Source organism: Dielma fastidiosa (genome assembly GCF_000313565.1).
Lineage (GTDB): Bacteria > Bacillota_I > Bacilli_A > Erysipelotrichales > Erysipelotrichaceae > Dielma > Dielma fastidiosa.
Genome location: NZ_HE578923.1, coordinates 502623 through 514716 on the forward strand (window position 1 = coordinate 502623; position 12094 = coordinate 514716).

General features: G+C 37.5%; 14 protein-coding genes. 13 read left to right on the top strand and 1 reads right to left on the bottom strand.

Going from position 1 to position 12094, the window contains the following annotated elements; all coding sequences use genetic code 11:
- Positions 1-29 precede the first annotated feature (29 nt).
- The 10 genes from mutY to DAHG_RS18575 all read left to right on the top strand — a co-directional run bounded on the left by mutY (position 30) and on the right by DAHG_RS18575 (position 8712).
- The gene (mutY, locus tag DAHG_RS02800) at positions 30-1022 is read left to right on the top strand and encodes an A/G-specific adenine glycosylase (protein WP_022936798.1); all 993 of its coding nucleotides are present in this window, start codon (positions 30-32) and stop codon (positions 1020-1022) included.
- Positions 1019-2074 (top strand): M24 family metallopeptidase, encoded by a 1056-nt coding sequence (locus DAHG_RS02805; protein ID WP_022936799.1) that lies wholly within the window; start codon positions 1019-1021, stop codon positions 2072-2074. Before mutY ends, DAHG_RS02805 begins: the two co-directional genes overlap by 4 nt.
- A 197-nt stretch (positions 2075-2271) precedes the next feature.
- Positions 2272-2994 carry a tryptophan synthase subunit alpha gene (locus tag DAHG_RS02810; protein ID WP_022936800.1) on the top strand — a complete coding sequence of 241 codons (723 nt, stop codon included), beginning with the start codon at positions 2272-2274 and terminating at the stop codon, positions 2992-2994.
- A gap of 134 nt (positions 2995-3128) precedes the next feature.
- Positions 3129-3887: a DeoR/GlpR family DNA-binding transcription regulator gene (locus DAHG_RS02815; protein WP_022936801.1), complete on the top strand. Its 759-nt coding sequence runs from the start codon at positions 3129-3131 to the stop codon at positions 3885-3887.
- An 11-nt stretch (positions 3888-3898) separates the two neighbouring features.
- Positions 3899-4387, top strand: a complete 489-nt coding sequence (locus DAHG_RS02820) for a PTS system mannose/fructose/N-acetylgalactosamine-transporter subunit IIB (protein WP_022936802.1) — start codon at positions 3899-3901, stop codon at positions 4385-4387.
- 19 nt (positions 4388-4406) lie between these two features.
- Positions 4407-5156, top strand: a complete 750-nt coding sequence (locus DAHG_RS02825; RefSeq protein ID WP_022936803.1) for a PTS mannose/fructose/sorbose/N-acetylgalactosamine transporter subunit IIC — start codon at positions 4407-4409, stop codon at positions 5154-5156.
- Between the two features lie 11 nt (positions 5157-5167).
- On the top strand, positions 5168-5983 hold the full coding sequence (locus tag DAHG_RS02830) for a PTS system mannose/fructose/sorbose family transporter subunit IID (protein ID WP_022936804.1): 816 nt from the start codon (positions 5168-5170) through the stop codon (positions 5981-5983).
- Positions 5984-6034: 51 nt separating this feature from the next.
- Positions 6035-7504, top strand: a complete 1470-nt coding sequence (locus DAHG_RS02835; RefSeq protein ID WP_022936805.1) for a serine hydrolase domain-containing protein — start codon at positions 6035-6037, stop codon at positions 7502-7504.
- A complete protein-coding gene (locus tag DAHG_RS02840) occupies positions 7501-7908 on the top strand; it encodes a PTS sugar transporter subunit IIA (protein ID WP_022936806.1) in 408 nt (135 codons plus the stop codon). The genes DAHG_RS02835 and DAHG_RS02840 overlap by 4 nt, the downstream gene beginning before the upstream one ends.
- Positions 7909-8712 carry a BtpA/SgcQ family protein gene (locus DAHG_RS18575; RefSeq protein ID WP_022936807.1) on the top strand — a complete coding sequence of 268 codons (804 nt, stop codon included), beginning with the start codon at positions 7909-7911 and terminating at the stop codon, positions 8710-8712.
- Positions 8713-8760: 48 nt separating this feature from the next.
- On the opposite strand, the gene DAHG_RS02850 is transcribed toward DAHG_RS18575, so the two are convergent.
- Positions 8761-9171 (bottom strand): type II toxin-antitoxin system HicB family antitoxin, encoded by a 411-nt coding sequence (locus tag DAHG_RS02850; protein WP_022936808.1) that lies wholly within the window; start codon positions 9169-9171, stop codon positions 8761-8763.
- Positions 9172-9514: 343 nt separating this feature from the next.
- Here DAHG_RS02850 and DAHG_RS02855 point away from each other — a divergent pair, with 343 nt between their 5' ends.
- From DAHG_RS02855 to DAHG_RS02865, 3 genes are read left to right on the top strand one after another with little or no spacing between them, the layout of a single operon-like run.
- Positions 9515-10501, top strand: coding sequence for an ABC transporter ATP-binding protein (locus DAHG_RS02855; RefSeq protein WP_022936809.1), 987 nt, complete (start codon positions 9515-9517; stop codon positions 10499-10501).
- 9 nt (positions 10502-10510) lie between these two features.
- Complete coding sequence (locus DAHG_RS02860) at positions 10511-11314, top strand: ABC transporter permease (protein WP_022936810.1); 804 nt, start codon at positions 10511-10513, stop codon at positions 11312-11314.
- Between the two features lies 1 nt (position 11315).
- Positions 11316-12092 (top strand): ABC transporter permease, encoded by a 777-nt coding sequence (locus DAHG_RS02865; protein ID WP_022936811.1) that lies wholly within the window; start codon positions 11316-11318, stop codon positions 12090-12092.
- Positions 12093-12094 lie beyond the last annotated feature (2 nt).

Consider the following 12094-nt stretch of genomic DNA (forward strand, 5'->3'; position numbering starts at 1 on the left):
TCTGCTTTTCTTTTAAGAATGGAGAATTTATGGAAATTAAAGATGAATTGACAGGCTGGTATCGTCAGTATCACCGTAAGCTGATTTTCAGGGAAAGCGGTGATCCATATGCGATTTGGGTTAGTGAAATTATGGCCCAGCAGACGCGGATTGATACGATGCTGGCCTATTATGAACGGTGGATGAAAGACTATCCCACAATTGAGGCATTGGCATCAGCACCGATTGAAAAGGTGTTAAAAAGCTGGGAGGGGCTTGGTTATTACAATCGTGCCCGCAAGCTGCACGAAGGCGCACAAATGGTTGTGCGTGATTATCAGGGTCAGCTGCCTGCAAATCTTGAACAGCTGCGAGCAATACCGGGAATCGGCAATTATACAGCGGGTGCAATCGCTTCAATTGCTTTTAAAATGCGGGCGCCGGCTGTCGACGGCAATGTGTTAAGAGTAATTTCAAGATTGCTGCTGATGGCCGATGATATCAGTTCGCAGAAAACACATAAAAAGGTTTATGATCTTGTGTATGATTTAATGGCTGACAGTGATCCTTCTGATTTTACACAGGGCTTGATGGAGCTTGGTGCATTAATCTGTACGCCGCTGGCATGGAAGTGTGAACAGTGTCCGCTAAAAGCGAAATGCCAAGCGTATGCAGCTGGCAGACAGGCTGAATTTCCAGTTAAGAAAGCCAAAAAGGCACCTGCAGAGGTTGATTTAATCACTATAATCGTACCTAAAGAAAATCAGCTGCTGCTGTGCCGTGATTGGCAGGATGGTTTGATGGAAGGCTTTATGCGGCTGCCGCAGTTTACAGAGTTAAAAACTGAGCATCTTAAACATCTGATGAAGAAAAAACATGTCTTTTCACATCGGATTTGGCATATGGATGTATATCTTGCAGATGCTTCACAAATTGAATTAAAGCCAGGCTGGGAATATGTCAGCTTGGAGCAATTAGACAATCTTTCAATTGTGACCGCGCATCGCAAAATCATTGATCAATACAGGAGGAAATATCTATGAACTTAAATAAGCTTCAGGAAGCAATGCGAAATCTTGGTTTAAATCAACTGATTGTTGCTTCACCCAAACAAATTGATTATTTAATTAACCGCCGCTTTGAATGCGGTGAGCGATTGCTGGCATTGGTTGTTAAGCCTGATCGGGCAGTTTTAGTGCTGAATGAGCTGTTTCCAATCGATCCTATCAATGGTGTTGAACTGGTAAATTATAATGACTGTGATGACGGCGTTAAGGTGGTTGCCGATTTGCTTGATTCAGGTCATGTCGGTGTTGATGGTGAGTGGCCGAGTGCATTCTTACTGCGTTTGATGAAAATCCGCCCTGAGCTTGCAATCAGTGATGAAACAGATATTATTTCAGATTTGCGGGCAATAAAAAATCCGGATGAACAAGAAAAAATGCGTAAGGCATCACAGCTGAATGATCAGGTAATGCATGAAGTCAGAAAACTATTGAGGGTAGGCGTGAGTGAGGCAGAGGTTGCCGCTCAGATTCATGATTTGTTTGTCGAAATCAGCGGCGGTGATGAGAGTTTTGAGACGATTGTCGCATTTAAGGAAAATTGTGCTGATCCGCATTGTATGCCGGGGGATAAGGTATTGCAGGCAGGTGAAAGCATCGTCATCGATATGGGCTGTAAGTATCAGGGATACTGTTCAGATATGACAAGAACTTTCTTCATTAAAGAAAATACGATGAAGGAAGTGTATGACCTTGTACTTCAGGCAAACATGGCTGCGAAGCAAGTGGTGAAACCGGGTGTCAGATTCTGTGATGTCGATGAGGCAGCCCGCCGTGTAATCCGCGATGGCGGTTATGGTGAATATTTTATTCATCGCCTTGGTCATGGTATCGGTATGAGTGTGCATGAACCCTATGATGTGAGCGGCAGCAATGAGCGGATTGTTAAAGCGGGCATGTGTTTCTCAATTGAACCGGGAATCTATCTGCCTGGTGTGGGCGGTGTGCGCATTGAGGATTTGGTGCTGGTCACTGAGGATGGCTGTGAAGTGCTGAATCACTATCCATATGATATTGAAGTGATTGATTAAATGTTCTTTTAATGAATATGATATAAATGAGAATCAAAAAAATTATGGCTTTATGAAATGTTTATTCTATAAGGTCATAATTTTTTTATGCTTAATTTTGGCTAATTTAAAACCAATTAATAACGTTCGTTGACTTAATAAATGTATAAAGCTATAATAAAAGAAAGAAAAAGAAAATATAAGAAAGGATGAGATGTATGAAATTTATTGGATATATACCTTTTGGCTACCCAAATATTGAAAAAAGTATAGAAATTGTAGAAACTTATGTTGCAGCTGGCTGCAAAGCCTTAGAGATTAGTTTCCCGACGTATGATCCTGTTGATGAAAGTGAGATGATAACTGAATACATGAGGAAAGCATTGTCAAATTGTAATGATTATGAAAAATATATGACAGGTATTCAATGTGTTAGGGATAAGCATCCTAATCTTGAAATAAATTTGTTAATGTTTGTGGACATCATTGATCAAATTGGTCTGGAAAAGTTATGCAGTTTTTATACTAAAAACAGAATTGCTTGTATTATATGTCCTGATATTGACACAAATAAAGAGTTAAAGGCATATTTGGTAGGAAATGGTATTAAATTTTCATCTCCAGTTCATTACGATTTTACTGAAGCTGAAATAAAAAATTGCTTAAATAATGATGGATTTGTTTATGTGCAAGCTTTTCCTACTAAGGGTCAAAAGGTTATTGAAGGTTATGATACACCGGATAAGATAATCTCTTATTTGAAAAGAGTGGGGGTAAAGCAGCCTATTTATGCAGGTGTTGGTATAAAAACTGTGGAGGATGTTCAATTAATTAAAGCTGCTGGTGCTGATGGATTTTTTGTTGGCGGTACGCTAATGCGAATTATGGAAGATGATAGTCTTCAGTTAGCAATTAAACAATTTATTGATGCAGGTAAATAAAAAAGGAAAAATAAGGAAAAACAATAAAAAGAAAGTTAAAGGATTGACATTAACCTAATATTTTGTTAATATTTGTATGTAAAAGAAAGAAAACGAAAACAAAAGCAAGGGGATGTCATAGGTGAGGAAAGCAAATGTTTCAAGAAGAAAGATTAAAATTTATCGTAGATTATGTCACTAAAAATAAAAAGGCATCGACAAAAGAATTGAGTGAGCTGTTAAGTACATCGGTCGTGACAATTAGAGCAGATCTTAAAATTCTGCAGGAAAAAGATTTATTAGTTAAAACCCATGGTGGAGTAATGATTAATTCTTATAAAATTAACGATGTGATTCCATCCAATGTTAAATTTCAAAAGTTTAAGCGTGAAAAAGCTAAGATAGCAGAATTGGCAAATCGTTATATTTCTGATGGCGATATTCTTATCATAGACTCTGGATCAACAACCCTTGAATTAGCAAAATGTATAACTGCAGAAAATTTAACAGCTTTTACAAATGATTTGCAGATAGCTATTGAATTATCAAAGAAAAGAAACATTGATCTAACAGTTTCTGGCGGAACGCTTATTCCTGATGTTTATACATTAACCAGTTATGAAACAGTTAACTTTTACAAGCATTTACATGTAGAAAAACTGTTCCTTAGCTGTGATGCCATAGATGCTGAATTTGGTATTTCTAATCGTGATAAACGCGAGGTGGAAATAAAAAAAGCTATGTTAAAGGCAGCTAATGAAGTTATTCTAATGGCTGATCACAGTAAAATGAATAACAGTGTTTTATTGCAGGTAGCCGATTTTGAAGATATTGATAAACTAATTGCTGATGATATACCGGCCGATTTAAGAGCCGTTATTCAAAGCAAAGGAGTTGAAATAATTACTGAATAGGAGGGAAAAATATGTCAGTAACATTAGCAAGAATTGATGATCGTTTAATTCACGGACAGATTGTGCATGCATGGATTGAATACTCTAAGGCAAAACACCTTTTGATTGCAGATGATTTTGCGTCAACTGATAAAACATCTCAGCTAATGTTAAGGTTGGCAGCTCCCAAGACAATTAAATTAGTAATCCTCTCTTTAGAGGAAACGATTAATTATATAAAAGAAAATGAAAATGAACCAATCTTTCTGATTGTACGTAATCCAGAGAGTATGCTTAAATTGTTGAATCTGGGTTTAGTCCTTTCTGAAATCAACTTAGGGAATATTAGTATGACTAAGTCACAAACTGGCAGAAAAATGCTTTTAAAAAATATTCATGTTGAACAGAATGATGTTGATTGTTTGAAGGCAATAGCCGAAAAAGGCGTTTATATATATATTAAATTGGTACCAGATGAACGTCCAATTGATGCTATTGACCTGATAAATAAGAAATATTAAAGAAAGGAAAGGGGTCATTATGTCATTATTAACTCAGGCACTTATCGCTTCATTGGTAATGTTCATCGTGTGGCTGGATTATGAATGGGTTCATGTCTGGACATATCGTCCAATTGTTTTAGGTCCTTTGATGGGCATTTGCCTAGGAAATTTGCAGATTGGACTTGAAGTAGGTGCAACCGTAGAATTAATGTTTTTAGCCACTGTATGGGTAGGCTCAGCTGTACCGCCAAATGAAATATTATCGGCTGGTATTGCTACTGCTTTAGCAGTTACAACAGGGGATGCAACGGTAGCTATCGCTACAGCGCTGCCAATTGCAATATTGGGCAGTGCATTACTTACATTTAGGAATACGTTTATGAATACCTTTGCAATGCAGCATTTTGAAAAGGCTGCAGGTAAAGCAGATATAAAAGGAATGAAATTTTGGGGTATTATCATTCCTGTAGGTCTTTATCATTTAGTATTATTTGTTATACCAACATTCATTGCAGTATATTTTGGAGCAGATGTCTGCGTAAAAGTATTAGAAATGATACCTCCGGAAGTACTGGCAGCAATTAACTGCGGAGGCCGTATGATTGGTGCTGTCGGACTTGCATTATTATTAAAATCAATTAACTTTAATAGAGCTTGGCCATTCTTCTTTTTGGGCTTCATATTCTCTGCTTATCTTGGTGTAGGTAACTTAGGTATTACGATGCTGGCGGTTGTCGTTGTAGGAATCATCTACATGTATAAAGAAAAGACAGCCAGTAATAAGTAGGAGGAAAAATCATGGCTAAATTAGAAAAAAGTGATTTATGGAGGCTGTTTTGGTCAAGTCAATGGTTCACGGTTGGGTGTAATAATGAAAAGTTTGAATCTATGGGTTTTACACTATCATTAATACCAATTATTGAGAAACTTTATAGTAACGAGGAAGATCGCAAAGCTGCTTATTTACGGCATCAGGAAATATTTCTGACTGAGGCTCAATGTGCTAAGACTGTTATTGGCATAACTGCAGCAATGGAGGAACGTTATGCCAATGAAGGTGACATTCCCGTTGAGTCAATTGGAGCAATTAAAGCAGCAATGATGGGACCTTTAGCAGGTATTGGTGATACGCTGTATCATGGTACTTTACGTCCAATCTTTGCGGGCATCGCAGTTAGTTTGGTAGCAGCAAGTGGATATACTAGTCCGCTAGGCTCAATTCTCTTCTTCTTGATCATGGGCGGAATTGGTCAATTAATTAATTGGTTTGGCATCTTTAAGGGATATGAAAAAGGTGTTGAGCTAGTTGCAAATATTGAAGAAGCGGGTCTTATAGACAAAATAAGAGATTATGCTTCCGTCTTAGGCTGCATTATCATGGGTGGATTCTCAGCTGTATTTGTTACGATAAATCTAGGTATAGAATATAATGCCGGAGAATCGGTAGTGAATCTGCAAAATACTTTAGATAGTATGATTCCGCATTTGCTGCCAATGACATATACATTATTCTTGTATTATCTAATTACCAAAAAGAAGGCTAACCCTATTGTATTAATGGTAATAACCATGGTTGTAGGAGCAATTGGTTATATGCTTGGAATCTTTGCGTAAATGATAACCTGATAAGCGTATCTGGCACTGTAAGGATGTCTGGGAGGATCTATGAATAATTTAGAAAAAAGTAATTGTTTAAAGGAGCATTTAGCTCCGGATAGTGTATTAACATTTATAAAAAATATTGAAGAGATAATTGAACCGCATGGCATTGTAATGATTAAAAATGGCAAGATTATCTTAGATGCTAAGTGGGAACCTTATTCTACTGCCAGGCCTCATGCAGTTAATTCAGTAACTAAGACTTTTATAGGTATTGCTATTGGATTATTATATGATAAAGGTTTGATTCGTTTAGAGGATAAAGTTATTAGTTTCTTCCCTGAGGTTAAAATAGATTTACATAATACACAAGTCAGAGAAATGACAATCAAAAATGTGTTAACAATGTCGATGGGACAAATAACTACACCTATATTAGATGCTGATCGCAGTTGGGTAAGTGCTCTATTGAATAATCCAGTTACTTATACACCTGGAAGTATGTTTCATTATGATTCATTAGCCTCTTATTTATTGTCAGCTATTTATACAAAAGTTAAAGGTGAAAGTGTTGCCGCAGGACTTCAGCGAGAATTATTTATGCCCCTTGGTATCGAGAATGCGTATTTTTTTGATAATAAAGAGGGAATTACGATTGGCGGCTTAGGTTTATTTATTCCTACTATTGGCTTAGCTAAAACTGGATATATGTTAATGAATCATGGCGTTTATGCTGGACATAGGATTCTGTCTGAAGAATGGTGTCAGATGCAATTAGCTAAACAAATTGATAATGCTGCTGCGTTTGCACCAAGTAAGCATGAGAGTCGCCAGGGCTATGGCTTTCAATGCTGGCATTGTGTGAATGGTGGCGTTAGAATGTCAGGGTTATGGGGACAAATGTGCCTAATGATGCCAGAATATAATTTTGTGATGGCAATTAACGCGAGGGGCTCAAGTTCTCAGCCAGTTCTAGATATATTTAATAAGACGATTTTACCAGCATTACAAGATGGAGATATTGAAGGTAGTCAATGCGAACTTGATAATTATCTCAGTACTCGTAAAGTAACGATTAATAATAATGATTTCACTTCTTATATGAAAGATATAATCAATAATAAAGAAGTGACAGTCAGTGCTGATGATATTTATGATGTATCTAGATTTAAACTGACATTTGAAAATGATTTGCTTTTGTTTGAAGTTGAGAGAAAGAATAAAACATATAGTTGTATCTATCAGCAAAATTGTTTGAGAAAGGGTAAATCTAATATTGTAGATTTGTTTCCTCCTTATTATGATTCTCTGGCTAAGTCTAAAAATGAATTATTGAACTATCATGAACCAGTATGCTTTGCTCAATATATTTGGGAAGACGAAGGCACACTCTTACTGACTGCTTTATTTGATAATGAAGCCACACACTTTATAATTCGTATTCATTTTGATTATGAATATGCGGCTTTTGAATGGCAGCCTCTATCATGTTTTACCAAATATGAACAAGTAATTGTTCACGGGAGATATGTATGATTGGTATTTTATTGATAAGTCATGGTAATTTCTCGGTTGGAATTAAAAATTCAGCCGAAATGTTTTTCAGTAATTCAATTGATGCATTTGATGCAATTGTATATAACGAGAATATAAGTTTGGAACAATTTGATGAACTGCTCAAAAATAAAATTCAAGAGCTGAATGATGGTTCAGGAATTGTCATTCTTGGTGATCTCGCTGGTGGAACACCAATAAATCGTTCAATTTCTTTATTGAATGATGACGTTTATCTAATTGCTGGCTTTAATTTTAATTTATTAATTGATTTATTAATTAAGCGTAAGGTTCTCTCTCATATCAGTGAATTAAATTTACACGATATGATTGAAGAGGCAAAATCAGGGATGATTTTCATTAATGAATTACTGGAGGTGTTATAATTGAAATTTATTGATTTATTTAATAAAAAGCCCATAATTGGGATGGTTCACTTGCTGCCTTTACCTTCAAGTCCTTTATTTGATGGTGATTTAGATAAAATCGAAGCACGAGCCATAGCTGATACTGAGGCATTAATTCAAGGTGGTGTTGATGCCTTTATTATCGAAAATTTTGGGGATGTGCCTTATGATAATACAATTTCCCTAGAAGCTTATTCAGTGATGCTGTCAATAACAAATAAAATCAGACAAATGACTGAAATTCCATTTGGATTAAATATCCAATTTAATTGTATCGAACATGAATGGTCGATGGCGTATGCAGCCAAGGCGGATTTTATCAGAGTTGAATCTTTTGTGGAAAATCGAATTGGAACTCACGGCATTAGTTTTGCCAGTGCTCCCAAACTAATGAGGATGAAAAACTCATATCCTGCAAAAAGCATGATTTTCTCCGATATTAATGTTAAGCATACATATCCGATGACCGAAATAACAATGGAAGATGCCGCCCATGAAGCAATTGAATCGGGTAGTGATGCAGTAATTGTTACTGGTAAGATAACAGGTCAGAATCCTAAGCTAGAAGATGTACAGGATTTAAAGGACAAAATTAGAAATATACCAATTTTAATAGGCAGCGGTGTAAATTCAGAAAATGTTAACGAGTTTCTACAAGTGGCAGATGGTATAATTGTCGGCAGCTCTTTAAAATATAACGGTGATGTATATCAAGGAATTGATCCACTACGAGTAAAGAATTTTATGAATATTGTCAAGGGACATCAAGCATTTGCTGATTGATTAAATAAAAATAAACAGCAGAAGGTATTTAAACCATCTGCTGTTTTATTATTGATGACGTTTTGACAGTCCCATTTTTTGAAGCAGCGCTTCCTGCAAAAGCGATGAAAAGTTTATATTCTCCTTTTCGGCTAATTGATTCAGCCATGCGGGAAGCGTTACATTTTTTCTGATAGATTTTGTGCTGTAAGTCTTTGTCCATTCATCCATATCGATGCTGATAAGTGCGGTATATGTATTCTCACTGGTTTTATATTTTAAAATATCTGAGGCAGCTGGCGGCATAATACCACGTTCAAGATAGTCAGCGATACCGATTCCTAATGCTTCCTCCGCTTTCTCAAAAGCCTCCTGTAAATTCATGCCTTGAGTCACAATGAAATCAAAATCGGGATAGGTAACGGTAATACCATCATCAGCGATTGTAAAAACAGCCGGATAATAAAATTTTCCTAACATAACGTTTTTCCTTTCTCTTATACTGGCTCAATAAATGAATTATTAGTATATCATAATTATAATGCGCATTATACGCATTATAAAGAGCTAGTCAGTGTTTTTATTTTTGTTTATAGAAAAGCATTAAACAATGATTACGCTAATTTTTTTCATATTTTTAATTATCATTGACATCGGACTTGTTTAGCAGTATAGTGAAATTCCATAATAAGCAACTTATTATCATTCATGTCTGGTAATATGAATGCAAAGTATCAAGACATGGCTGTGCCGATAATCATTGCACACAGATTTATCTGACATGTCCGCTGATGGTCTAACTGTACTTAAGGAGGTAAGTATCATGATACAGGTGGAGCATCTTAGTAAATCATTTAAAGTAGTGAAGAAGCAATCGGGGATGATGGCTTCTTTTAAGTCGTTGTTTCATCATGAAACGATGACTATCAAAGCGCTGGATGATATTTCATTCAACATTAAGAAAGGGGAAATCGTAGCGTATATCGGCCCTAACGGTGCCGGTAAATCTACAACCATCAAGATTATGAGCGGTATTCTGACACCGGATGAGGGAACGGTTTCAATTAATGGCAAGGTGCCATGGCTTGATCGAGTGGATTATGTTAAGGATATCGGTGTTGTATTTGGTCAGCGAAGTCAGCTGTGGTGGGATGTTTCAATTATTGACTCTTTTAACTTATTGAAAGACATCTATTCAATTGATGAGCAAGCTTATAAACAGCGTCTTGATGAGTTAAGCGAGCAGTTAAAGCTTAAGGAGCTGCTTCACATACCTGCCCGTCAGCTTTCATTGGGGCAGCGAATGCGCTGTGAACTGGCAGCCTCTTTGCTGCATGCGCCGACTATTCTGTTTCTTGATGAGCCGACGATTGGTCTTGACGCTGTTTCTAAGCTGGCTGTGAGAGAGTTTATCCTAAAACTGAATCAGCAAAATGAAACCACGATCATTCTAACAACCCATGATATGCAGGATATTGAAGCGCTTTGTCAGCGGGTGCTTTTAATTGGTAAGGGGAGACTGCTGTATGATGGCACACTTGAAGAATTAAAGCGGCAATATGCATATGAGAAACAAATTACTATTCTCTATCAGGGTGAGCTGACAGTGCCCAAGCATTGCCGCTTAATCGAAACAAAGGACATGCTGCCGCTGATGTCAGCCGTATTAGAAATCGATACCCGGCTTACAAGCAGCGCGGCGGTAATGAAGGAGCTTACTGCGGTGATGGATATTAAAGAGTTTTCAATTGCCGAGAAAAGTATTGATGAAATTGTCGCTATGCTTTACCGGCAGTTTGAGATTCTTTAGAGGTGAGCTATGAAACAATATATTGCTTTCTTCAGAATCCGCTTTATTAATTTTCTGCAATATAAAACAGCCGCTTGGGCAGCTGTTGGTACACAGTTTATTTGGGGTACGCTTGAATTAATTGTTTTCAGTGTTTTCTATGATGAAGGAATCGGAATCTTTCCGATGGATTTTCAGGCTTTGGTTGATTATATTTGGCTTAAACAGGCATTTCTTTCCTTTTTTGCTTTATGGGTATTAGACAGTGATATTTTAGAATCAATCCGTGACGGCAGCGTTGCCTATGAACTATGCCGGCCAATTAACCTATATGAAATGTGGTTTTCTAAATGCAGTGCTTCACGGCTTTCTAAATGCAGCCTGCGCGCTATTCCAATCTTATTAGTTGCCATGCTGATACCCGGGCGATTCCGAATGAGCCTGCCTGCTGACTGGCAGCTATTTGGCTTATTTATCATTTCGATGGCAGCCGCTTTAATCATTATCAGTGCCTGCTGTATGCTGATTTATGCCATTACCTTCTACCTCTTGGCTCCCAATGGCATCACGTTAGTGATATCTTCAGTGGCAGATTTCTTATCGGGTGCGGTTATACCGCTGATGTTCTTTCCTGAACCGCTGCGCAGGATTGCGGAGCTTTTGCCCTTTGCTTCGATGCAGGATTTGCCCTTGCGCATCTATGGCGGTGAATTAGCCTATATGGAAGCTATCCATGTCATTTTGCTTCAGCTTTTCTGGGCGATTGCATTGATAGCTTTAGGGAAATGGCTGCTTAAACAGGTGCTTAAGCGGGTTGTTGTGCAGGGTGGCTAGTATGAAACTATTTTTTCGATATTTTCTGATGGAATTAAAATCAGCGATGGAATACAAGCTTTCCTTTTTATTAGTGGCACTGGGTCAGTTTATAGTATCTTTCAGTGCTTTCTTAGGCGCGGCATTTTTGCTTCAGCGCTTTACGAGCATTAAAGGATACAGTATGGAAATGATCATGCTTTGTACAGCAAGTGTTCTTTTACAGTACACTCTGGCAGAATGTCTGGGCCGTGGTTTTGATAACTTTCCCTCGTTAGTAAAAAGCGGGAAATTTGACCGCATTCTATTGAGACCGCAAAATACAATGCTTCAGGTGATGGGCAGCCGTTTTGAATTTACCAGAATCGGCCGTCTGATTCAAGCGGTTATCCTAATGGCTGTAGGCTTAAGCGGTGCGAATGTGGCATGGAGTATCGGCAGGATCATGACGCTGATTTTTATGATGATTGGCGGTATCTGTTTGTTTATTGGTATCTTCATCATTACCGCGGCTTTTTGCTTCTTTACGATTGAGGGATTGGAAATCTTTAATGTGTTTACTAACGGGGCAGTCGAATTTGGGAAATATCCTATTGCTGTTTTTGGCAAGCGCATTCTTCAATTCTGCACCTATATCATCCCTTATGCGCTGATTCAATATTATCCGCTGTTATATCTAATGGGCGAGAGCAATCAAACATTTTTGATTGGGGTGCCGTTATTGGCCTGCCTGTTTTTGATTCCGGCGGTGCTGATTTGGCAATTTGGTGTTAAGCATTATAAATCATGCGGTTCCTAAAA